General features: G+C 71.0%; 23 protein-coding genes. 15 read left to right on the top strand and 8 right to left on the bottom strand.

Going from position 1 to position 22511, the window contains the following annotated elements; all coding sequences use genetic code 11:
• The first annotated feature begins 251 nt into the window (after positions 1-251).
• The gene (gene rplJ / locus C3481_RS05195; RefSeq protein WP_023952031.1) at positions 252-740 is read left to right on the top strand and encodes a 50S ribosomal protein L10; all 489 of its coding nucleotides are present in this window, start codon (positions 252-254) and stop codon (positions 738-740) included.
• A 48-nt stretch (positions 741-788) separates the two neighbouring features.
• On the top strand, positions 789-1172 hold the full coding sequence (gene rplL, locus C3481_RS05190; protein WP_023952029.1) for a 50S ribosomal protein L7/L12: 384 nt from the start codon (positions 789-791) through the stop codon (positions 1170-1172).
• 97 nt (positions 1173-1269) lie between these two features.
• Here rplL and C3481_RS05185 read toward each other — a convergent pair whose 3' ends face one another.
• Positions 1270-2319, bottom strand: a complete 1050-nt coding sequence (locus tag C3481_RS05185) for a LacI family DNA-binding transcriptional regulator (RefSeq protein WP_023952027.1) — start codon at positions 2317-2319, stop codon at positions 1270-1272.
• A 268-nt stretch (positions 2320-2587) separates the two neighbouring features.
• Between C3481_RS05185 and C3481_RS05180 the strand changes: the two genes are divergently transcribed.
• The 3 genes from C3481_RS05180 to C3481_RS05170 all read left to right on the top strand — a co-directional run bounded on the left by C3481_RS05180 (position 2588) and on the right by C3481_RS05170 (position 6341).
• Positions 2588-3922, top strand: coding sequence for an ABC transporter substrate-binding protein (locus tag C3481_RS05180; RefSeq protein ID WP_023952025.1), 1335 nt, complete (start codon positions 2588-2590; stop codon positions 3920-3922).
• Between the two features lie 110 nt (positions 3923-4032).
• Entirely contained in the window at positions 4033-5370 is a 1338-nt protein-coding gene (locus C3481_RS05175) for a carbohydrate ABC transporter permease (protein ID WP_103841057.1), read from the top strand.
• Entirely contained in the window at positions 5370-6341 is a 972-nt protein-coding gene (locus C3481_RS05170; RefSeq protein WP_023952021.1) for a carbohydrate ABC transporter permease, read from the top strand. Before C3481_RS05175 ends, C3481_RS05170 begins: the two co-directional genes overlap by 1 nt.
• 36 nt (positions 6342-6377) lie before the next feature.
• On the opposite strand, the gene C3481_RS05165 is transcribed toward C3481_RS05170, so the two are convergent.
• Both C3481_RS05165 and C3481_RS05160 read right to left on the bottom strand, forming a co-directional pair.
• Complete coding sequence (locus C3481_RS05165) at positions 6378-7073, bottom strand: DUF305 domain-containing protein (RefSeq protein ID WP_308457272.1); 696 nt, start codon at positions 7071-7073, stop codon at positions 6378-6380.
• Positions 7070-7774 (bottom strand): DUF3105 domain-containing protein, encoded by a 705-nt coding sequence (locus C3481_RS05160; RefSeq protein ID WP_023952017.1) that lies wholly within the window; start codon positions 7772-7774, stop codon positions 7070-7072. The genes C3481_RS05165 and C3481_RS05160 overlap by 4 nt, the downstream gene beginning before the upstream one ends.
• A gap of 252 nt (positions 7775-8026) precedes the next feature.
• Here C3481_RS05160 and C3481_RS05155 point away from each other — a divergent pair, with 252 nt between their 5' ends.
• The 3 genes from C3481_RS05155 to C3481_RS05145 are packed head-to-tail and all read left to right on the top strand — an operon-like array spanning position 8027 to position 11910.
• Entirely contained in the window at positions 8027-9256 is a 1230-nt protein-coding gene (locus C3481_RS05155) for a multidrug effflux MFS transporter (protein ID WP_088380846.1), read from the top strand.
• Positions 9257-9314: 58 nt separating this feature from the next.
• A complete protein-coding gene (locus C3481_RS05150) occupies positions 9315-9974 on the top strand; it encodes a phosphatase PAP2 family protein (protein ID WP_088380838.1) in 660 nt (219 codons plus the stop codon).
• A 10-nt stretch (positions 9975-9984) separates the two neighbouring features.
• A complete protein-coding gene (locus tag C3481_RS05145; protein WP_103841055.1) occupies positions 9985-11910 on the top strand; it encodes a helicase HerA-like domain-containing protein in 1926 nt (641 codons plus the stop codon).
• Positions 11911-11934: 24 nt separating this feature from the next.
• Here C3481_RS05145 and C3481_RS05140 read toward each other — a convergent pair whose 3' ends face one another.
• Entirely contained in the window at positions 11935-13410 is a 1476-nt protein-coding gene (locus C3481_RS05140) for an MFS transporter (protein WP_103841052.1), read from the bottom strand.
• A 242-nt stretch (positions 13411-13652) separates the two neighbouring features.
• On the opposite strand from C3481_RS05140, the gene C3481_RS05135 reads away from it, so the two are divergent.
• The 3 genes from C3481_RS05135 to C3481_RS05125 are packed head-to-tail and all read left to right on the top strand — an operon-like array spanning position 13653 to position 16167.
• Entirely contained in the window at positions 13653-15266 is a 1614-nt protein-coding gene (locus C3481_RS05135; protein WP_023952008.1) for an SDR family oxidoreductase, read from the top strand.
• A complete protein-coding gene (locus C3481_RS05130) occupies positions 15263-15739 on the top strand; it encodes a molybdenum cofactor biosynthesis protein B (RefSeq protein WP_023952005.1) in 477 nt (158 codons plus the stop codon). The genes C3481_RS05135 and C3481_RS05130 overlap by 4 nt, the downstream gene beginning before the upstream one ends.
• The gene (locus tag C3481_RS05125; protein WP_064955969.1) at positions 15739-16167 is read left to right on the top strand and encodes a molybdenum cofactor biosynthesis protein MoaE; all 429 of its coding nucleotides are present in this window, start codon (positions 15739-15741) and stop codon (positions 16165-16167) included. Before C3481_RS05130 ends, C3481_RS05125 begins: the two co-directional genes overlap by 1 nt.
• 21 nt (positions 16168-16188) lie before the next feature.
• On the opposite strand, the gene C3481_RS05120 is transcribed toward C3481_RS05125, so the two are convergent.
• The 4 genes from C3481_RS05120 to C3481_RS05105 are packed head-to-tail and all read right to left on the bottom strand — an operon-like array spanning position 16189 to position 19256.
• Positions 16189-16422 (bottom strand): MoaD/ThiS family protein, encoded by a 234-nt coding sequence (locus tag C3481_RS05120; protein ID WP_023952001.1) that lies wholly within the window; start codon positions 16420-16422, stop codon positions 16189-16191.
• Complete coding sequence (gene moaC / locus C3481_RS05115) at positions 16422-16901, bottom strand: cyclic pyranopterin monophosphate synthase MoaC (protein ID WP_103841050.1); 480 nt, start codon at positions 16899-16901, stop codon at positions 16422-16424. The genes C3481_RS05120 and moaC overlap by 1 nt, the downstream gene beginning before the upstream one ends.
• Positions 16902-16905: 4 nt before the next feature.
• On the bottom strand, positions 16906-18165 hold the full coding sequence (gene glp, locus C3481_RS05110) for a gephyrin-like molybdotransferase Glp (RefSeq protein WP_374754839.1): 1260 nt from the start codon (positions 18163-18165) through the stop codon (positions 16906-16908).
• Complete coding sequence (locus C3481_RS05105; RefSeq protein ID WP_103841048.1) at positions 18153-19256, bottom strand: ThiF family adenylyltransferase; 1104 nt, start codon at positions 19254-19256, stop codon at positions 18153-18155. Before C3481_RS05105 ends, glp begins: the two co-directional genes overlap by 13 nt.
• Positions 19257-19375: 119 nt before the next feature.
• On the opposite strand from C3481_RS05105, the gene C3481_RS05100 reads away from it, so the two are divergent.
• The 4 genes from C3481_RS05100 to C3481_RS05085 are packed head-to-tail and all read left to right on the top strand — an operon-like array spanning position 19376 to position 22499.
• The gene (locus C3481_RS05100; RefSeq protein WP_023951991.1) at positions 19376-19768 is read left to right on the top strand and encodes a molybdopterin-binding protein; all 393 of its coding nucleotides are present in this window, start codon (positions 19376-19378) and stop codon (positions 19766-19768) included.
• Positions 19769-19771: 3 nt separating this feature from the next.
• A complete protein-coding gene (gene modA / locus C3481_RS05095) occupies positions 19772-20590 on the top strand; it encodes a molybdate ABC transporter substrate-binding protein (RefSeq protein WP_064955966.1) in 819 nt (272 codons plus the stop codon).
• 29 nt (positions 20591-20619) lie between these two features.
• Positions 20620-21423 (top strand): ABC transporter permease, encoded by an 804-nt coding sequence (locus C3481_RS05090; RefSeq protein WP_103841046.1) that lies wholly within the window; start codon positions 20620-20622, stop codon positions 21421-21423.
• Positions 21420-22499 carry an ABC transporter ATP-binding protein gene (locus C3481_RS05085; RefSeq protein ID WP_088380832.1) on the top strand — a complete coding sequence of 360 codons (1080 nt, stop codon included), beginning with the start codon at positions 21420-21422 and terminating at the stop codon, positions 22497-22499. The genes C3481_RS05090 and C3481_RS05085 overlap by 4 nt, the downstream gene beginning before the upstream one ends.
• The last annotated feature ends 12 nt before the right edge of the window (positions 22500-22511 follow it).

Genomic DNA, 22511 nt, shown 5'->3' with positions numbered 1-22511 from the left:
GGGGGGAATTTGGGGGATGGGGGGTATGGGGGTATGGTGGGGGGTAAGCCAAAGACCGCTGGTCATCGGTGTGCGCGTGAGCGCACTCGTGATCGAAGCTCTGCACTGCAGGGGCCCGCGCAGGTGACACTGAACTTCTCCTTCGGGAACCGAGCTCCGTGCCTCTGCGCCGGAGCTTTTGTCATGTCCGGGGCTGGTCGAGGCCGGCGCTCCGCCACCGCGGGGCGTCAGGCACACATCAAGGAGTGACCATGGTGCAGAAGGACGCATCGGTCGCCGAGCTCACGAAGTCATTCGAGGACTCGACTGCCGTTCTGCTGACCGAGTACCGCGGTCTGACGGTGGCCCAGCTCAAGCAGCTGCGCAACAGCATCCGTCAGGACGCGAACTACGCCGTGGTGAAGAACACGCTGACCAAGATCGCCGCGAACAACGCGGGGATCACGTCGCTCGACGAGGACCTCAAGGGTCCCTCGGCCGTGGCGTTCGTGCACGGCGACTTCGTCGCCACCGCCAAGGCTCTGCGTGACTTCGCCAAGGCCAACCCGCTCCTCGTCATCAAGGGCGGCATCTTCGAGGGCAACGCCCTCACCGCCGACGAGGTCAACAAGTACGCCTCGCTCGAGAGCCGCGAGGTTCTGCTGGCCAAGGCCGCGGGCATGATGAAGGCGACGATGGGCAAGGCTGCCGCCACCATCGACGCGCTTCGCGAAAAGCTGGAGACCGCCGACGCCGCGTGAGCGACAGGCGAGCTCTTACACCAACCCCATCTATCTAGGAGATACATCATGGCGAAGCTTTCCACCGAGGAGCTGCTCGAGCAGTTCGCCGGCCTGACCCTCGTCGAGCTCAGCGAGTTCGTGAAGGCGTTCGAGGAGAAGTTCGACGTCACCGCTGCTGCCCCCGTCGCCGTCGCCGGCGCCGCTGGTGGCGCTGGTGCCGCTGAGGCCGAGGAAGAGAAGGACTCGTTCGACGTCATCCTCGAGGCTGCCGGCGACAAGAAGATCCAGGTCATCAAGACGGTCCGCGAGCTCACCTCGCTGGGCCTGGGCGAGGCCAAGGCTGTCGTCGACGGTGCTCCCAAGGCCGTCCTCGAGGGCGCGAACAAGGAGACCGCCGAGAAGGCGAAGGCCGCTCTCGAAGAGGCCGGCGCGACGGTCACCCTCAAGTAATTCCCCGCTCTCACTCGAGAGCAGCACGACGGCCCCGGATGCTGCATCCGGGGCCGTCGTCGTATCTCCCGGTCGTGCCGGGCCCGACGCGCCGAACTCAGTCGCGGCGGGAGAGGGTCGAGTCCCGGACGGCGACGGAGCTGTGTCCGGGGGCTCCCGCCGTCGTCCCCCGCACCACCATCCGCGGCTTGATGCGCATGGTCACCGTGTCGGCTTCGGGGTCCTCGATGTGGCGCAGGAGCAGCTCGACGGCGGCCCGGCCCTGCTCGTGGGGCACCTGTCGCAGCGTCGTCAGGGCGAACATCTCGGCGTTCACGTGGTCGTCGATGCCGACCACGCTCAGGGCGGAGGGGACGAGGATGCCGAGGCGGCGGGCCGCGATGATCGCGCCGATCGCGACGTCGTCGCAGGCCGCCACGATGCCGGTGGGCCGGGATGCCGGGTCGCTCAGGAGGTCGACGGCGGCGGCGTAGCCCGCGGGCATCGAGAGCTCCGCGGGCACGCGGGAGATCTCCGCCGCGAGGCCGGCGCGGCGCATCTCCGACTCATAGCCGGCGTAGCGCTCGGACTCGACGTGCGGCCAGCGGGTCGCATCGGTGCCGCCGAGGAACGCGATGCGGCGGTGCCCGAGCTCGACGAGGTGCGCCGTCGCGAGAGCGGTGGCGTGCGCGTCGTCGAGCGTGACGAGGCTCGTGTCGCCCTCGGTGCCGATGACGCTGACGACGGGCTTGCCCAGCGCCAGCAGTGCGTCGAGCTCGCTCTCGGCCGGTTCGAGGCCTACCGCGATGACACCGTCGAAGCGTCGACGGGCCAGGAAGTCCTCGAACACCCGCCGCCGGGTCTCGGTTCCCGGTCGGGCGTCGTACAGGGTGAGGTCGAGGCCGTGCTCGAGAAGTGCCGCCTGGATGCCCTCGAGGACTTCCCCGAAGAACCAGCGGCTGACATGCGGCATGACGACGCCGACCGTCTGGGTGCGACCGGTCGCGAGGCTCATGGCAGAGGAATGGGCGACGTACGACAGCTCCTGGGCCGCCGCGGCGACCCGCTGGCGGGTCTCCTCCGACACGTATCCCCGGCCGGAGAGGGCTCGGCTCGCCGTCGCCTTGGACACACCTGCTCGGGTGGCGACGTCGGCGATGGTGCTCATGGGACCTCCTCGTCCGTTCGGGAGACCTGCCGGGGGACTCCCACCAGAGCGTAGCGCTTTCCCGCGCGACCGGGAACCGGTTCCAGGCCCGTCCCGTGTGAGCGCTCCCACGAACAGGTGCATTACCACAGGTGATGGTTGTCATTCCGTGATATTCCGCTAGTTGTGCCGGACTCGGCGGGACAGTAGGTTGTCCTGGAATCGGTTCCCCAATGGATGCGGACAAGGCTCCTCTGGGTGAACGATGATCCCGATAGAGGAGAAGTACATGGCATTGTCACAGCGATACCGTCTTCTTGCCCCCGTCGCTCTCATGGGCGCGGCAGCACTGGTGCTGGCTGGGTGCGCCGAAGGTGGCGGCGAAGGCGGCGGCGACGGCGGCGGCGACGCGAAGACGACCGTCCGCATCTCGGGCGGAATCACCGGTGGTGAGGCTGACGCGCTCAACGAGTCGTTCGCACAGTTCACCGAGGACACCGGCATCAAGGTCGAGTACACCGGCGACAAGTCCTTCGAGGGCAACATCGTCACCAAGGTGACCGGTGGCGACGCCCCCGACATCGCGATCGTCCCGCAGCCCGGTCTGCTGAAGACGCTCGTCGAGACCGGCAAGGTGCTGCCCGCATCCGAGGCCGTCGAGAGCGCGGTCGACGAGAACTGGTCGCCGGACTGGAAGAAGTACGGAACGTTCGACGACACCTTCTACGCGGCACCGATGCTCGCGAACCTGAAGGGCTACGTCTGGTACTCGCCCAAGCAGTTCGCCGAGTGGGGCGTCGAAGTGCCCAAGACGTGGGACGAGATGATCGCCCTCACCGACAAGATCGTCGAGACGACCGGCGGGCCCGCGTGGTGCGCCGGCTTCGCCTCCGACGCCGCCTCCGGCTGGCCGGGAACGGACTGGGTCGAGGACCTCGTCCTGCGTCAGGCCGGTCCCGAGGTCTACGACCAGTGGGTCGCCGGTGACGTGAAGTTCACCGATCCTCAGATCAAGTCGGCGTTCGACGCGGTGGGCGAGATCCTGCTCAACCCCGAGTACGTCAACGCGGGCTACGGCGACGTGAAGAGCATCAACTCGACCGCGTTCGGCGACGTCGCCGCGGCCGTCGCGAGCGGCGACTGCGCGCTCACGCACCAGGCCTCGTTCCTGTCGGCGAACTTCCTCGACGTGCAGACCGCCGACGGCGCGACCCCCGAGGTCGCTCCCGACGGTGACGTCTACGCCTTCCTGACCCCGGGGTACACCGAGGGCGAGCTCCAGGTCGAGGGCGGCGGCGAGTTCGTCGCGGCGTTCTCGGACGACGAGTCGACGCAGAAGGTTCTCGAGTTCATGGCCTCTCCCGAGTTCGCTGACGCGCGCGTCAAGCTCGGCGGCGTGATCTCGGCGAACAAGAACGCCGACCCCTCGCTCGCCTCGAGCGAGTTCCTCCAGGAAGCCATGACGACGCTGCAGGACGAGACCACGGTCTTCCGCTTCGACGCATCCGACCTGATGCCGTCCACGGTGGGCTCGGGCTCGTTCTGGAAGGGCATGGTCGACTGGATCGACGGCAAGGACACCGAGACGGTCCTGTCCGACATCCAGGCCGGTTACGAGAACTGATCGTCGCCTGACGATCGGTTGAGCCGAGCGGGGTCGGGCTGCACAAGCCCGGCCCCGCTCCTCCCGTCCGTACCGCCCGGGTACGCCGCTGTACTCAGAAGGGGATCCACATGTCGCAGACGACCGTCGACAGACCTGTCGACACCGAACCTCCCACCACCACCCATGCCACCGATCCGAAGGGGAGGTCGATCACCCGGATCGTCGTCGCCGTCGGCTTCGCCCTGATCGTCGCCATCCTGCTGCTGCTGATCTTCACCGGATCGAGCGAGGAATCGGCGCGCATCACGATCGGGTTCTCACTCAACAGCTTCTTCCTCTGGCTGGGCGCGATGAACCCGCTCATCCAGATCCCCGTGATCCTGGCGGTCTTCGGGCTCGTCGTGGGCATCATCCTGGTGCTCATCGAGTACGCGCCCCGGCCGGGTCGCGGCTACTTCATCATGCGGCTCGTCGCGTGCCTGGTCATCCCGGTGCTCGCGTTCCTGCTGCTGCGCCCCTACGCCAACGCCGTCCTCTACGTCGTCGCGATCGCGCTGCTCGTCGGTGCGCTGCTCTTCTTCGCGGACTTCCGGTCGCGTCAGGGCGCGGGCTACCTGTTCCAGCTCATCCTCTTCATGGCCCCGGCCAGCATCATGCTGGCGCTCGGACTGATCTACCCGGCCATCGCCACGATCTTCAAGTCGTTCTACGACAAGTCGGGCGAGCAGTTCGTGGGCCTCGAGAACTACTTCTGGGTGTTCACGAACCCGACGGGCACGGCCTCGGTCGTCAACACTCTCCTGTGGGCGCTCCTCGCTCCGACGATCTCGGTCGCCATCGGACTCGCCTACGCGGTGTTCATCGACCGCGCCCGCGGCGAGAAGGTGCTCAAGGTCCTCGTGTTCATGCCGGTCGCGATCTCGTTCGTCGGTGCCGGCATCATCTGGAAGTTCATGTACGACGCGCGGCAGGGGGAGCAGGTCGGCCTGCTCAACGCGATCGTCACGGCGTTCGGCGGCGATCCGATCCAGTGGCTCGCCATCAAGCCGGTCATCAACACCCTCATGCTCCTGGTGGTCTTCATCTGGACCCAGACCGGATTCGCCATGGTGATCCTCTCCGCCGCGATCAAGGCGGTGCCGACCGAGCAGCTCGAGGCGGCGCAGCTGGACGGGACGAACGCCTGGCAGCGGTTCCGCAATGTCACGGTGCCCGGCATCCGCTCGTCGCTGATCGTGGTGCTCACGACCATCACGATCGCATCGCTGAAGGTGTACGACATCGTGGCGGTCATGACCGGCGGCCGCGATGAGACGACCGTGCTCGGCTTCGAGATGGTCAACCAGCAGCAGCGGTTCCAGAGCTACGGGCATTCGTCCGCGCTCGCCGTCGTGCTGTTCCTGTTCGTCCTGCCGCTGATCATCTACAACGCCCGATCGATGGCCAAGCAGAGGGAGATCCGCTGATGACCGTTGCAGCCCCGGCCGCGCCCGTCGACACCCGCACCAAGCGCCAGGTGGCGCGCGACACACGCCGAAACGAGGCGATCGCCCACAAGAAGCTGACGTCGAAGGGCGCGACCATCGCGGCCGTCATCATCGCCGTCTTCTGGACGATCCCGACGTTCGGCCTGTTCGTGACCTCGTTCCGGCCCGGTGCCGACACCCAGTCCACCGGCTGGTGGACCGTCTTCGCCAACCCGGAGTTCACCCTCGACAACTACGCCGAGGCGCTGACGGCCGGAGGAACGTCGACGACGCTCGCCTCGGCGTTCATCAACTCGCTCGCGATCACCATCCCCGCGACGGTGTTCCCGATCGTGATGGCAGCCCTTGCCGCCTACGCGTTCGCGTGGATCGACTTCAAGGGCCGCAGCGCGCTGTTCGTGTTCGTCTTCGCGCTGCAGATCGTGCCGCTGCAGATGGCGCTCGTACCGCTGCTCAGCCTCTTCTCGGAGGGGCTGACCATCAACGACGTGCCGATCTTCCCCGGGTTCGGTCTCAACGAGGTGCAGTACAGCTTCGCCCGCGTCTGGATCGCCCACGCGATCTTCGCCCTGCCGCTGGCGACGTTCATGCTGCACAACTTCATCGCCGAGATCCCGGGAGAGATCATCGAGGCGGCGCGGGTCGACGGCGCCGGCCACGGGCAGGTCTTCTTCCGCATCATCGTCCCGCTGGCAGCTCCGGCGATCGCGTCGTTCGCGATCTTCCAGTTCCTGTGGGTGTGGAACGACCTGCTGGTCGCGACGATCTTCGCGTCGCCGGGAGCTCTGCCGATCACGCAGGCGCTCAACTCGCTGTCGGGCACGTGGGGCAACCGCTGGTTCCTGCAGTCGGCGGGAACCTTCATCTCGATCATCGTGCCGCTGATCGTGTTCTTCGCGCTGCAGCGCTTCTTCGTGCGCGGCCTGCTGGCAGGTGCGACGAAGGGCTGATCGGGAGGAGCGGATGCCGCTGGGGTGCGGGGGCTGTCAGCCCTCGCACCCCAGTCTTTGCTGGATCGAGCGCATCAGGTCGATCTCGGCGCTCTGCGTCTCGATGACGCCGCCGGCGACCTGAACGGCCCGCGGGTCGCTGCCGAGGTCGACGAGGGCCTGGGCCATGGGGATGGCCCCCTGGTGGTGGCGGATCATGAGGCCGAGGAACGTGCAGTCGGCGGCGACGCCGGTCTCGGCATCCAGCTGCGCCAGCTGAGCGGGCGTGGCCATGCCCATCTCGGCGCGGAGCTCTTCGTCGCTCGGCTGCTGCGCCTGAGTCCCGTGGTTGTGAGCGGGGTGCCCGACCATCCACTGCATGAGGGGAGCGGTGGATGCCTGCGGCAGCCCCCACTGGACGAGCCAGTCGTAGAACTCTCCGCGCTGGCCGGCCTGGGCCGTGGCGATGTCGAACGCGAGCGTGCGGATGCCCTCGTCCTCGGTCTTGCGATAGATCGTCATCGCCATCTCGATCGCCTGCGTGTGGTGCACCTGCATGTCGCGGGCGAAGCCGGCCTCGGGGGAGGAGTTGCCGGGAACCGACGGGGAGGTGCCGAAGGCGGAGAAGCGCCCGACGGCGAACGCCGCCCCCGCGACCGCGAGGACGATGAGGAGCACCGCCCACCAGCGCAGGCCGGTGGGCTGCGGGACCGAGCCCTGCGACTCGGTCTCCACCGCGAGGTCGTAGGTCACGCCTTGCCGGGCCCGTCGATCGCGCCCGAGCAGATCGCGTTCGGCTCGGGGACGTTCTGGCTGCGCCAGTACTCGGTGAAGAAGTCGCGGATGCGCTCGTCATCGGCCGAGTCGACCTTCAGCTGCGCGTTCCAGGCGCTCACGGCGATGGGGGTGTCCATGTCGGGGTAGGGCGTCAGCAGCGCGTACGTGCTCGGCATGTAGCCCTCGAGGGTCTCGATGTCGGCATCCGAGACCTGGGCCGGGTCGTACGTGATCCAGACGGCGCCGTGCTCCATCGAGTGGACGGCGTTCTCGTTCGCCTGCGGCTCGGTGTAGACGCCGCAGTTGAGCCAGTACGGGTTGTGCTCGCCACCGGCCGGCGGGTTCTGAGGGTACTCGACGGTGCCCTCGACGTGCGTCGTGATGTTCTGGAACGTCTCGACGCCGGGGATCTCGCGACCCGTGCTGTTGCCCGCCTCGTACGTGACGGGCCGAGGCGCGAGGACCACAGACGCGGCGATGAGGCCCACCACGGCGACCGCGGCGGTCGAGCCGACGACCCACCAGGTCAGCTTGCTGCGACGTCGCTTCGCCAGCTGCTTCTGGTACTCGGCGAGCTTGGCCTGCTTCTGCTGCTCGCGCTGCTGCTTGACGGTGAGGTTGATCTGGGCCTGGGCGGCAGGATTGCCGCTCGTTCGCTTGTCGGCGGACGGAGTCATTGCTGTGACCTCGGTTCGGGGGCAAGGGGAGTGTCGGAGCGCGCGCGGCGCGGAGCCAGCCTATGCGCGTGAATGGTGAATCGGCTGAGAGGCGCGAACGACGCGAATCGGGCGCGGGTTACGATAGAAGGTCGCTCGAAAACGCTGCTGCCACGAAACGAAGAAGACGTGCCCGAAACTCCTCCCCATCATTCCTCCTCCGCCACCGGGGCGATCCGCACGCTGGGCTCGAACCCCGCCACGGCGCCCATCATGCTGCATCCGGGTGACGCGATCCCGACCTCGCGCCGCGTCATCTACATCATCCTGCTCGGCGCGCTGACGGCGCTCGGGCCCTTCACGATCGATCTCTACCTTCCCGCCTTCCCCGCGCTGGAAGCCGACTTCCAGACGACGGCGGCGGCGATTCAGCTCACGCTCACCGGAACGATGGTCGGCTTCGCGCTGGGGCAGCTCATCGTCGGCCCGCTCAGCGACAAGCTGGGGCGCCGCGTCCCGCTGCTGTGCGTGACCGCGCTCCACGTGCTCTCGAGCACGGCCGCCGCCATCGCCCCGACCCTCGAGCTGCTGAGTGCGGCTCGGGTCTTCATGGGCATCGGCGCGGCCGCGGGCGGTGTCGTCGCGATGGCGATCGTCCGCGACCTGTTCGGCGGACGCCGGCTCGTGGTGATGCTGAGCCGACTCGCCCTGGTCTCCGGTGTCGCCCCGGTCGCCGCCCCGCTCGTCGGCTCGGGCCTGCTGACGGTCATGCCCTGGCGCGGCATCTTCGTCGTGCTCGCCGCGTACGGCGCGGTGATGCTGATCGCCTCGCTCTTCCTCGTGCCCGAGACCCTGCCCAAGGCGCGCCGCCGCGACAGCGGTTCCGCCACGGTGTGGCAGCGCTACCGCAGCGTCCTGAGCGATCGCATCTTCATCGGTGTGCTGATCATCGGCGGCATGACCTTCAGCGGACTGTTCTCGTACCTGTCGTCGTCGTCGTTCCTCTTCCAGCAGACCTACGGCTTCGATCCGCAGCAGTACGGCGTCCTGTTCGCCGTCAACTCGCTCGGCGTCGTCCTGGGCGTGCAGACGGCGTCGCGGCTCGCCGCCCGCTTCGGCCCGCAGTGGGTCATGGCGGTCTCGACCGCCGTGCTCGTCATCGCGGGGGCCGCCATCATCGTCACCGACCAGCTGGGGCTGGGCCTGTGGGGCACGGTCGTGCCGCTGTTCTTCTTCATCACGGCGTGCGGCTTCACCTTCCCCTGCGTGCAGGTGCTCGCTCTCGACCGTCACGGCCGCGCCGCCGGAACCGCGGCATCGCTGATCGGCGCCGTCAACTTCGGCGTCGCCGGCTTCATCTCGCCGCTCGCGGCGTGGATCTCGGGCGGCTCGGGCATCACTGCCACGACGATGGCCTCGGTGATGGCGGGGTGCGCCGTGGTGGCGGTCCTCTCGCTGTGGCTCGTCGTGCGCCCGCGCAGCGTTCCGCAGCTCTCTCCCTGATCGACGCTTCCGGCGCAAGGGGCGGAGCCGAATCGGCCAACGCCGACACAATGGACCGATGAACGACGCCCCGCCGACCGACCCCCGCCGACTCTGGCCGCGCCGTGCCGCCATCGGAATCGTCCTGATGGTGGCGGGCGCGCTGCTGGGGTGGTGGCTGTTCACGCAGCTGGGCCAGCCCTTCGCCGTCGATCGGTGGTGGAACGAGACGCTGCCGGCCGATCCGGGGGCGGTCGGACTCGTGTTCGGGCTCGTGATGAACCGGATCGGCGGGACGTGGGTGGGGGTGTTCGCGATCCCGATCGCGGTCGCCGTGGCGCTGATCGTGCTGCGCCGGCCCTGGGCTGCGGGTTACTTCCTGGTGGCATCGGCGTTGAGCGCGCTCGTGGTGCAGCTGATCAAGCACCTCGTGGACAGATCGCGACCCGAAGACATCCTCGTCACGACGGATGCCGGCTCATTCCCGTCCGGGCATACAGCCAATGCGGCCACGATCGCCGTCGTCGCCGTCATCCTCTTTCCGCGCATCTGGGTCGCGATCATCGGGGTCGTGTGGACGGTGCTGATGGCGCTCAGCCGCACGGTCGTGCACGCGCACTGGCTCTCCGACACGGTCGGGGGGATGCTGGTGGGGGCGGGCGTCGCCCTCGTGGTGGCCGCGATGTTCACCGAGCAGCTCGAACGGGAGCGACGCGCGGTTCAGGAGCGGCGGGGCTAGGCTCACCGCCATGAGCGTCTCGCCCGACGATCCGGCCGTTCCTTCCGCTGCCGCGGTCGCTGCGGCCGATCTCGCCCGGCTGCGCGCCGAGGCGGAGGCCGCCGAGGCAGCCCTCGTCGCCGCACGGGCGCGCGCCGCCCTGGCCGCCGCCGAAGCGGATGCCGCCCGTGCTGCGGCCGGGCGACCCGAGTCGTCGGGTCCGGACGGGAAAGCCGAGCCGGCGGCTGCGGTCCCGCCACCCGAGCCGTCGGAGTCGGCGGGGGAACCCGAGCCCGCCGATGCGGCGGGTCCTCTCGACGGATCCGAGGTCGACGACATCCGCCGGGGCTACGCGTTCGACGGGCCCGCCCTCGAGCTCGGGGCTCTCCTGAACGGCGAGCCGCTGCGCGATGCGCCGGTCCGCATCCCGCTCGCGATGACGAACCGTCACGGTCTCGTGGCAGGCGCCACCGGCACGGGCAAGACGCGCACCCTTCAGGTTCTCGCGGAGCAGCTCGCGGCGAACGGTGTGCCGGTGTTCGCCGCCGACATCAAGGGCGACCTGTCGGGACTGGCCGAGCCGGGGGAGACGAGCGAGAAGCTGCTCTTCCGGACGGGCGCCATCGGGCAGGAGTGGACGCCGCGCTCTTTCGCGACGGAGTTCCTCGCGCTCGGCGACCGCGGAGCGGGAACGCCCGTGCGCGCGACCGTCTCGGGCTTCGGTCCGCTGCTGCTGAGCCGCGTGCTCGGGCTCAACGCGACGCAGGAGTCGAGCCTCGGTCTCGTCTTCCACTACGCCGACGCCAACGGCCTGGCGCTCGTCGACCTCGCCGACCTGCGCGCGGTGCTGACCTACCTCACGAGCGATGACGGCAAAGCCGAGCTCGCCGAGCTCGGCGGACTCTCGAAAGCCACGGCCGGTGTCATCCTCCGCGAGCTCGTCACCTTCGCCGATGCCGGGGCCGACGTCTTCTTCGGCGAACCGGAGTTCGACGTCCGCGACCTTCTGCGCACCACCGACGCGGGCGAGGGCGTCATCACCCTGCTGGAGGTACCCGGTGTGGCCGACCGGCCGGTGCTCTACTCGACGTTCCTCATGTACCTGCTGGCCGAGCTGTTCGAGGTGCTCCCCGAGGTCGGCGATGCCGACAAACCGGGGCTCGTGTTCTTCTTCGACGAGGCGCATCTGCTGTTTCGCGACGCGTCGAAGGACTTCCTCGCCGCCGTCGTCCAGACCGTCCGCCTCATCCGCTCGAAGGGCGTCGGCGTCTTCTTCGTCACGCAGACGCCCAAGGACGTGCCGTCCGACGTTCTGGCGCAGCTGGGCTCGCGCGTGCAGCACGCGCTGCGGGCCTTCACGCCCGACGACGTCACCGCCCTGCGCGCGAGCGTGCGCACCTACCCGCGCTCGGGCTACGACCTCGAGCGGGTCCTCCAGGAGCTCGGCACCGGCGAGGCGATCGTCACGGTGATGAACGAGAAGGGCGCGCCCACGCCCGTCGCCTGGACGCGGCTCCGCGCGCCGCAGGCCGCGATGTCGCCGGCGACGGCAGCGGAGGTCGAGGCCCGCGTGTCGGCATCCGAGATCCGGCCGCGCTACGCCGAGGCGATCGACCGCGAGTCGGCGCGCGAGATCCTCACAGCCCGCATGAACGCGGCCCAGGCGGCGCTCGACGCGGCCGAGGCCGAGGCCGCGCGCCGCAAGGCCGAGCAGGACGCCGCGAAGCTGCGCGCCAAGGCCGACGCCGCCTACGCGAAGCAGCTCGCAGCCATCCGCAAGCAGGCCGCGGCCGACGAGGCGAAAGAGCGTCGCGAATACGACCGGATGCTGCGCAGCATGACCTCGAACACGCGGTCGCGCCGGAAGACGCCGGCGGAGCAGATCCTCGGCTCGCGTGCGGCCCAGGAGGTGCTGACCGGCGTCATCCGGGGCATCTTCGGCACCGGGCGGCGCTGAGGACGCGCCCGGGCCGACGGCGCCTCAGGGGCGGACGATGTCGAGCGGCATCGTCGAGGTGTCGATGCGCGGATCGTCGTCCTGCCCGGCGACGAGAGCCTGGGCCTCGGCGATGGTCTCGACCGTCGGCACGGAGCCGAGGAGGGGCCGCTGGGCCGTCTCGCGCATCGCGAAGAGCGCGACGGCGGCGAGAGCCGAGAAGAACATGATGTAGAACGCCGGCATGTACGTGTTGCCCGTCCACTCGATGAGCGCCTGGCTGAAAAGCGGTGTCGTGCCGCCGAAGAGCGACACGGCCAGGTTGTAGGCGATGCCCATCGCGCCGAAGCGGGTGGCGGTGGGGAACAGTGCCGGCAGGGCGCTCGCCGAGATCGCGACGAACAGCGCCACCGGCACCGCGATGATGCCCAGCGCGATGAAGACCGCCCACAGCTCGCCGATCTGCATGATCGCGAACGCCGGCACCGTCAGGACGAGCGACGCTCCGATCGCGAATGCGTAGATGCGCCGCCGGCCGAAGCGGTCGCTGAGCCGGCCGACGAAGGGCAGGGTCGCCGACATCACCACGAGCACGGGAACCGTCGCCACCGCGGCGGAGAGGTTCGAGAGTCCGACCTCCTTCTCGAGGTAGGTCGGCATGTAGCTGGTCAGCGCGTAGCCGGCCGTGTTGGTCGCCGCGACGATCGCCACGGCGACGAGGATCGTCCGCCAGTGGTGGCGCAGGATGCCGCCGATGCCGTGACGAGCCATCGGGTCGTCCTTGCTGGGCGCCGCGGCCGACTCCGACTCCTGCTCGAACGCCGGGGTCTCCGGGATGCGCAGGCGGAACCAGATGGCGACGATGCCGAGCGGGATGGCGACGAGGAACGGGATGCGCCAGCCGCCGTCGACCATCGCGTCGGGGCCCCAGAGTCCCTGCGTGATGAGGGTCGTCAGCGCGACGACCGTGGCGCCGGCGGCGAAGCCGACGTACGAGCCGACGTCGAGCCACGAGGCCCAGAAGCCCCGCGAGCGGTCGGGTGAGAACTCGGTCACGTACGTCGAGGCCCCGGCGTACTCGCCGCCGGTCGAGAAGCCCTGCACCATCTTCAGCACATACAGGGGCACGACCGCCCAGATGCCGATCTGCGCCGAGGTCGGCAGCAGGCCGATGAGCGCGGTCGCGGTCGCCATCATCGCCATCGTCAGGAACAGGACCTTCTGCCGCCCGATCCGGTCGCCGAGGGGGCCGAGCACGATCCCGCCCAGGGGACGCACGAGGAACGACACGGCGAAGCCGAGGAGGGTCACCAGCAGGCCCCACGGGTCGGGGATGTCCTCGGCGAAGACGACGGTGAGCGTCACGGCGAGGTAGCCGTAGATGCCGAAGTCGAACCATTCCATGAAGTTGCCGACGACGGTGCCCGAGATGGCGGTTCGGACCTTCTTGCGTTCGACGACGATGACGTCGTCGACCTCGAGACGTCGGCGGGCGGGCCGCTTCGTGCGCGTGCGTGACATATTCGGTTCTCCTCCGGCAGCGTCGCCGGGCTCGGGTCGCCAGACGACTGTCCTTCGCTCACGGGAGCGTAGACCCCGGTGCCGGGGCGGGCGCAATCTCGCGCGGGGGCGTTGCGATCCGGCGCATCGCCGCCTATCGCGCGCGCGTGAGGCGACGCGGACACAGTGCCCGGGCGGCAACGGGCGATCCGTCGCATGTCAAGTCGTGTCGGTCGGGACCGGTCCGCGCCTACCGTCTGATCATGACCGAGCTGACCGCACCTACCGGACACGAGCCCGAGCTGCAGGCGCAGCCCCGACCGGACGGATCGGCGCCGCGAGCCCTCGTCCTCGGCGCCACCGGATACATCGGCGGACGACTCGTGCCACGTCTCGTCGCGGCGGGATACCGCGTGCGCGTGCTGGCGCGCACGCCCGAACGCGTCGCGAGCTTTCCGTGGGGCGACGCCGTCGAGATCGTGGGCGGCTCGGCCGACGACGCGGATGCCGTCGCCGAGGCCGTGTCCGACGTGGACGTCGTCTACTACCTGATCCACTCGATGGGGGCGGGGGCAGGCTTCGAGGAGGCCGACGAACGGGCCGCCCGCACGGTCGCCGATGCCGCGGCGGCGGCATCCGTGAAGCGCATCGTCTATCTCGGCGGGCTCCACCCCTCCGATGCCGAGTTGTCGCCGCACCTGCGCTCGCGCGTGGAGGTCGGCGAGATCCTGCTGGAGTCCGGCGTGCCGACCCTCGTGCTGCAGGCGGGCGTCGTCATCGGGTCAGGGTCGGCGTCGTTCGAGATGGTGCGTCACCTCACCGACGTGCTGCCGTACATGCCGGCGCCCAAGTGGGTGCGAAACCGCATCCAGCCGATCGCGGTCCGCGACGTGCTGCACTACCTGCTCGGCGCGGCGCGCGTGGATCCCGAGCTGAACCGCGCCGTCGACATCGGCGGTCCCGACGTGCTGCGCTACGGGCAGATGATGAACGGATACGCCCTCGAGGCGGGCCTGCGGCAGCGGGCGATCGCGGCTCTGCCGGTGCTCACACCCGGGCTCGCCTCGCACTGGGTGAACCTCGTGACGCCCGTGCCACGCGCCATCGCACGCCCGCTCATCGCGTCGCTCCAGAACGAGTGCGTCATGGACGACCACGACATCGACGACATCATCCCGCAGCCCGAGGGAGGCCTGACGTCGTACCGGACGAGCGTGCGGCTGGCGCTCGGCCGGGTGGATGCCGACGAGGTCGAGACGAGCTGGCAGGACGCCGACGTGCTCGGCGCGCCGAGCGATCCGCTGCCGAGCGACCCCGAGTGGGCGGGCCGGACCGTCTTCACCGACGAGCGCTCCGCCGACACGAGCGCCTCGCCCGAGCGGCTCTGGGAGGTCATCGCAGGCATCGGCGGCACGAACGGCTGGTACTCGGCGCGCGCGCTGTGGGAGATCCGCGGCTGGATGGACCGCCTGGTCGGCGGCATCGGCCTCGCGCGCGGGCGCCGCAGCCGGGGCAAGGTGCGGGTCGGGGACGCGATCGACTTCTGGCGTGTCGAGGCCGTCGAGGAGGGGCGCCTGCTGCGTCTGCGTGCCGAGATGCGGGTGCCGGGGGAGGCCTGGCTCGAGCTGAAGGTCGCGCCGCGCGAGGGCGGTGCCCGGTACGAGCAGCGCGCGATCTTCTTCCCGCGCGGACTGGCCGGGCGACTGTACTGGCTCGGCGTTCTGCCGTTCCACGGGCTCATCTTCACCGCGATGGCGACGCGCATCACCGAGATGGCAGAAGGAAAGGTCGAGGAAGGGCGGATCGCCGTCGAGAACACCCACGCCGACGACGACACCGCGCGAGCGGGTGCGGACGCCCCTAGGGTGGGGTCGTGAGCCGTTCCGCCGCCGTCATCACCGTGTCCGATCGCTCGGCCCGGGGTGAGCGTCCGGATGCGGCCGGTCCCGTCGCCGTCGAGGCCTTGCGCGCCGCGGGATGGGACTGCGCCGACGCCGCCGTCGTCGCCGACGGTGCTGCCTCGGTGGCCGGGGCGCTGCGGGCCGCGATCGCAGGCGGAGCGCGTCTGATCGTCACGACCGGCGGAACCGGCGTGGCGCCGCGCGACGAGACTCCCGAAGGCACCGGCGAGGTCATCGAGCGCGAGCTGCCCGGCGTGGCCGAAGAGCTGCGCCGGCGCGGTGTAGCCGAGACGCCCACGGCCGTCCTCTCACGCGGGCGAGCAGGGGTGGCCGGGCGAACGCTCATCGTGAACCTGCCGGGGTCGCCACGCGCCGTGGCATCCGGTATCGACGTGGTGACGGGGATCGCCGGGCACGTCGTCGCCCAGCTCGACGGGCACGATCACTGATGGGCGAGATCCGCATCGCCCGCATCACCGCGGAGCCCCTCGACGTCTCCCAGCATCTCGCGGCCGTCGATTCCCCCGCTATCGGGGCCGTGACGAGCTTCGTCGGGACCGTGCGCGATCACGACCCGGATGCCGCCGGCGCGGTCTCGGCGCTGCACTACGAGGCTCACCCCGACGCCGAGACGACACTGCGGGCCATCGCTGCGGCCGCGCTCGGCGACCGCGACGGCATCGTGGCGGTCAGTCACCGCATCGGCGACCTCGCGGTGGGGGATGCCGCCGTCGTCATCGCGGTGGGCACGGCGCACCGGGGCGACGCATTCGAGGTGTGCCGCGAGCTGATCGAGGCGATCAAGCGCGAGCTGCCGATCTGGAAGCAGCAGATCGAGGCGGACGGCACGACGGCGTGGAAGGGGATCGGCGGCTGATCCTCTCGGACGGCGGGTGACTCAGCCGCCTGCGAAGGGCGGGAGGATGTCGACGGTGACGTCGGGGCCGATCTCGCTGGAGTCGGCGGCGCGTGCGCCGTCGACCAGGACGGCGCATTTCGGCAGGATCGCCGCCAGCCCGGGATGCTCCCGCGACAGTGCGTCGCGCAGAGCGCCGAGGCTGTTCTCGGAGCGAACCTCCTCGCTCCGTCCCGCGCGCTCGGCAGCCGCGGCGAAGTAGCGGACGCGCGCCATCAGGCGCCCTCGCCGGGGCGCTGCCAGTCGCCGCTGCGGCCGCCGGACTTCGCGGTGATGCGGATGTTCTCGATCGAGGTCGCCTTATCGATGCCCTTCACCATGTCGACGACGGCGAGGGCGGCGACCGAGACCGAGGTGAGCGCCTCCATCTCGACGCCGGTGCGGTCGGCGGTGCGCGCGGTCGCCTCGATCTCGATGCCCGCGTCGGTGATGTCGAGGTCGACGACGACCCCGTGCACCCCGATCACATGGGCGAGGGGGAGAAGCTCCGGCGTGCGCTTGGCTGCCTGGATGCCGGCGATGCGCGCGACGGCGAGGACGTCGCCCTTCGGCACCGTGCCGTCGCGGAGGGACGCGACGACCTCGGGCGAGCAGCGGACGAACCCGCGAGCCGTCGCAGCGCGGACGGTCGGGTGCTTCGCGGTGACGTCGACCATGCGAGCGTGACCGGCGTCGTCGAGGTGAGTGAAGCTCATGCCCTCATCCTTCCAGCAGCAGGACCTCGACGAGGTCGCCGGGCTCGACGACGGCCGTCTCGGCCGGGACGACCGCGTACGCCTCGGCGAGGGCGAGGGCGCCCGCCAGGTGCGAGCCCGAGCCGCCCGGTGTCGCCGGGCGCACGCGCCACCGGGCGGGATCGCTGCGGTCGATGACTGCGGGAAGGTACTGCCGGCGCCCCGGCGGTGTGTGCCAGGATTCGGCAGCGGGAAGACGCAACGCGGGCCGGTGGAGGTCTGAGCGGCCCTGGAGGGCGAGCAGGGCGGGGCGCACGAACACGTCGAATGACACCGCCGCGCTCACCGGATTGCCCGGCAGGCCGAAGACGAGGGTTCCCGACGGCAGGACCCCGAAGGCCTGCGGCTTGCCCGGCTGCATCGCCACCCGCGAGAAGCGCAGCGCGTCGCCGAGCTCGGTCTTGACGACCTCGTAAGCGCCCGCGCTCACCCCTCCCGAGGTGATGACGACATCCGCGCGGGATCCTCCGGTCGTCGCTGCGGCGAACTCGCGACGGAACGCGCTGCCGCCGTCGTCGACGTGCACACGGCGGACGACGTCGCCGCCCGCCTGACGGACGAGCGTCTCGAGCAGCAGGCCGTTGGACTCGGGAATCTGCCCGCGGGAGCGGGGAAGACCGGGCTCGACCAGTTCGCTGCCGGTCGAGATGACGACGACGTGCGGTGCCTCCGAGACCGTGACCCGTGCGATGTCGGCGGCAGCGAGGGCGGCGAGCTGCCGAGGGCCGAGCGGCACACCGGAGTCCAGCACCGTATCGCCGGGGCGGATGTCGTCGTGCGCGCGCCGGAGGAACACGCCCCGCCGGGCGGGAGCCGCGAGCACGCGCGCGGTCGTTAGCGAATCGTCGAGGCCCCCCGCGGTGTCTTCGAACGGCACGATCGTGTCGGCGTCCGTCGGCACCGGTGCGCCCGTCATGATGCGCGCGGCCTGCCCGGGGCTCAGGGACGGATCGTCGGCGGAGCCGGCCGGCAGGTCGGCGACGACCGCCAGATCGACGGGGTGCTCGGGCGACGCGCCCGCGACGTCGTCGAAGCGCACGGCGAAACCGTCCATCGCCGAGTTGTCGAAGTCGGGGATACCCCCGCGGGCGACGGCGGCCTCGCGAAGGACGCAGCCGGCGGCATCGGCGAGCCCGACCGTGCGGGTCGGCAGCGGGCGGACGGCGGCGAGGACGTCGGCGAGCTGCTCCTCGACGGTGCGCAGCCCGCCGCTCACGACTGCCACCGCGCGAGTCCGCCCGCGAGCACGGATGCCGCGACACCGCGGCCCCGGAGGACATCGGCCGCGCGATGGGCTCGGATGCCGTGCGCGCACACGACCACGACCCGCTCGGCGTCGACGCGGTCAGGGGCCGCGAGCAGTTCTCCCAGCGGCAACACCACCGATCCGGGAAGCACGCCGGTCGCCGTCTCGTGGGGCTCGCGTACATCGAGCACCACCGCACCGGCGGACTGCTGCGCTCGGAGCTGCTCGAGATCGACCTCGGGCGCCGCCGTCCACGTCCGCTCGGGTGGGGTCGGCGGAACGGGGGCCTGCGATAGCGCACTCGACGCCGCGCGCAGCGGCACCTCGCTCTGGGTGCCGGTGAGGGCGTCGACGACGACGAGCCGGCCCAGGAGCGGCTCGCCCACTCCGGTGATGAGCTTGATCGCCTCGGTCGCGAGCATCCCGCCCACCGTCATGCAGAGCGAGCCGAGCACGCCGACCTCGGCGCACGTCGGCAGGTCGTCGGCGCTGCCGGCCGGGTAGAGATCGTCGAGGCCGATCGCCGGTACGCCTTCGGGCGGCGCGGTCCAGAAGACGGTGACCTGCGCGTGGAACTCCTGGATCACGCCCCAGACGAGCGGCAGCCCGAGCGAAGCGCACGCGGCGGCCACGACGGTGCGGGTCTCGAACGTGTCGGTGCCGTCGATGACGAGGTCGCTCCCCGCCAGCAGCCGCGACGCGTTGGTGGCATCCAGCCGCTCCCGACGCGTCTCGATCCGGGTCTCCGGGGAGAGCGCGGCGGCGGCGCGCACGGCGGAGGCGACCTTCGGCGAACCGACGTCGTCGACCCGGTGGATGACCTGGCGCTGGAGGTTGGCGTACTCGACCTCGTCGTCGTCGATGACGGTGATCGTCCCGACTCCGGCAGCTGCGAGGGCGAGGATCACCGGCGAGCCGAGGCCTCCTGCGCCGACGACGGCGACGTGGGAGGCCGCGAGTCGCCGCTGCCCCTGGTCGCCGAGGCCCGCGAGGACGGCGTGCCTCGCGGTGCGCTCGCGCTCGCGATCCGACAGAGGCCCGGTGGCGGCGACAAGAGGCGGGACGGTCATGGGATCAGGCTAGACGCGCGCGCGGGCAACCCGGGCGGACGGGAGGCGAGGCGTCACACGCATCCGTGAATGCGGCGGATTCGGCCCCGTCGGTCCGCAGATGCGGGTAAGTTCAGTGCATGACGGCATACCGAATCTCGGAGGCGGCGCGCCTGCTCGGCGTCAGTGACGACACCGTGCGCCGCTGGATCGACCACGGCGTCCTCCCGGTCACCGATGAAAGCCCCGCACGGGTGCCGGGCGACGCGCTCGCCGCCCACGCGGTCGAGCTGGCTTCGGCCGCAGCCGACCCGTCGGACCGGCTTTCGAGCGCCCGCAACCGATTCGTCGGCCTCGTCACCCGCGTGCAGATCGACGGCGTGATGGCGCAGGTCGACGTGCAGTCCGGACCGCACCGGATCGTGTCGCTGATGTCGGCCGAGGCGGCGCGCGAGCTGGAGCTCGAGCCCGGGTCTCTCGCCGTCGCCGTCGTCAAGGCCACCACCGTCGTCGTCGAGACCCCGAAGGACTGAGCCGTGCGCACCCGACGAACGAGCCTCGCCGCCCTCGCCGCCGCCCTGCTCCTCCTGGCCGGATGCGCCGCGGGCGGCGGCCCCGACGCGGGGACGGATGCCGCGCCCGGCGTCGCGGAGTCGGAGTCCGGGTCCGCGGCCCCCGACATCTCAGGCGAGGTCACCGTGTTCGCCGCGGCGTCGCTGAAGGCGGGCTTCGACGAGCTGGCTGTGCGGTTCGAGCAGCGGCATCCGACGGTCGCCATCTCGCCCATCAGCTACGACGGGTCCTCGACGCTCGCGACGCAGCTGACCGAGGGCGCCCCCGCCGACGTGTTCGCCTCGGCCGACGAGGCGAACATGCAGAAGGTCGTCGCGGCCGGGCTCGCGGCCGACCCGCAGATCTTCGCGACGAACCGCCTCACCCTCGTCGTGCCCGCCGGCAACCCCGGCGCGGTCGCCGGCCTCGCCGACCTCGCGGACGCCGGCCGCACCGTCGTGCTGTGCGCACAGGCGGTGCCGTGCGGGGCGGCGTCGGAGACGCTTCTCAGCGACGCCGGTGTCACGGCGAGCGTCGACAGCTACGAGCAGAACGTCACGGCCGTATTGACGAAGGTCGCCGGCGGCGAAGCCGATGCGGGGCTCGTCTACGTCACGGATGCCGCCCTGACCGACGACGTCGAGATCGTCGACACTCCCGGCGCCGACGAGGTGGTCAACCGCTATCCGATCGCCGCGCTGGCCGGCGCCCGTGCGCCCGAGGCCGCCGAGCAGTTCGTCGCCTACGTGCTGTCTGCGGACGGCCAGGCGGTGCTCCGCCGTCTCGGGTTCGGGGCGCCGTGAGCGGCGGCCGGGCAGGCGGTCACCGGTCGATGCGCCGCGACGCGTCGGGGTATGTGCCGCGTGTCCTGCTCGTGCCGGCCGTCGTCGGGCTCGCGCTGCTCGTGGTCCCGCTCGTCGCGCTGGTGGGGCGCGTCGACCCCGCGACGGTGTGGGCCGACGTCACCTCGCCCGAGGCCGGCGCGGCGCTCGCGCTCTCGCTGCAGACCGCGCTCGCGGCCACCGCTGCGTGCATCGTGCTCGGCGTTCCGCTCGCCCTGACGATCGCCCGAGCAGGTGCCCGCGGTGCGGCGGTGCTGCGCGCCGTCGTGACGGTCCCGCTCGTGCTGCCGCCCATGGTCGGCGGCGTCGCACTGCTGTTCCTGTTCGGGCGGACCGGCTGGCTGGGCGCGATGCTCGGCGAAGCCGGCATCCGCATCCCCTTCACGACCACGGCCGTCGTCATCGCGCAGACCTTCGTCGCCCTGCCCTTCCTCGTCCTCGCGCTCGAAGGCTCCCTGCGGGCCACGGGAGCCGGTTACGAGCAGACCGCCGCCGCTCTCGGTGCGGGACGGTGGCGCATCCTGTTCCGGGTCACCCTGCCGCTCGCCGCCCCCGGCCTAGTCGCAGGAACCGTGCTGTGCTTCGCGCGCGCCCTCGGCGAGTTCGGCGCCACCGCCCTCTTCGCGGGCAACGCGCCCGGCGTCACGCAGACGATGCCGCTGGCGATCTACACGGCGTTCAACGGTGCGGGGGTGTCGCAGGGAACGGCTGTCGCGCTGTCGCTCCTGCTGCTGATCACCGCGATCGCGGCGCTCCTGCTCGTGCGCGCCTGGCGGCCGGGCGGCGCCCGATGAGCGCGCGGCTCACCGCCCGCGTCCGGGTGCAGCGCCCGGGCATCACCGTGGCCGCCGAGCTCGTCGCCGAACCGGGCGAGGTCGTCGCGGTCATGGGGCCGAGCGGCGCGGGCAAGACGACGGTGCTCGAGGCGATCGCCGGCCTCGTCCCGCTCGACGAGGGGTCGATCCGTGTCGACGACGACGAGGTCGCCGGTCCCGGCCGCCGCGTGGCGCCGCAGCGTCGCGGCATCGTGCTGCTGCGACAGGACCCGGGGCTCTTCCCGCACCTCTCGGTGCGCGAGAACGTCGCCTTCGGGCTCCGCTCTCGCGGCGAGCCGGCGCGCCGGGCGCGCGTCACCGCCGACGACTGGCTCGAACGCGTCGGTCTCGCCGGCGTCGGCGGCCGGTACCCCCGAGAGCTGTCCGGCGGTCAGCAGCAACGGGTCGCCCTCGCCCGCGCGCTCGCCGCGCGGCCCCGCGTCGTCCTGCTCGACGAACCGTTCACGGCGCTCGACCCGGCGACCGCCGCGTCGCTGCGGACGATGCTCGGCGAGCAGCTGCGGGCCGCCGGGACGACGGCCGTCATCGTCAGCCACGACGCCCTCGATGCCGCGGCGGTGGCCGATCGGCTCGTCGTGCTCGAGGAGGGAACCGTGACGCAGAGCGGCTCGGTCCGAGAGGTGCTGCGGAGCCCGGCGACGGCGTTCGGTGCGGCGATCGCGGGAGTGAACCGCGTCGTCGGGGACGTGGTCGGTCATGGCGACGGAGCGGTCTGGCGGGCCGGTGCCCTCGCGATCGCGCGGCCCGGTGAGGGCGGCGGATCGGTCGCGGCGCTGTTCCGCCCGGGCGACGTCCGGCTCGAGGAGATCGGGGCCGGCGACGGGCTCGTGCGGCCGGAGGCCGCGTCGTCGGACGACGGCCGTGTCGCGTGGCGGGCCCCCGTGGTCCGGCTCGAACCCACCGTCGGCGGGGTGCGGGTGCTCGTCGCCGATCCGCCGCTGGCGGTCGACATCCCGGTGGATCTGGCCGCGGACCTTCGTGCGGGTGCATCTGTGACGCTCTCCCTGCCGACCGCCGCGATCACGTGGGGCTGAGTGGCACGATGG

It is taken from the genome of Microbacterium sp. Ru50, assembly GCF_002920555.1.
Taxonomy (GTDB): Bacteria; Actinomycetota; Actinomycetes; order Actinomycetales; family Microbacteriaceae; genus Microbacterium; species Microbacterium arborescens.
The sequence above is the reverse complement of the archived record's forward strand: the minus strand, read 5'-3'. Positions and strand labels throughout refer to the sequence as shown.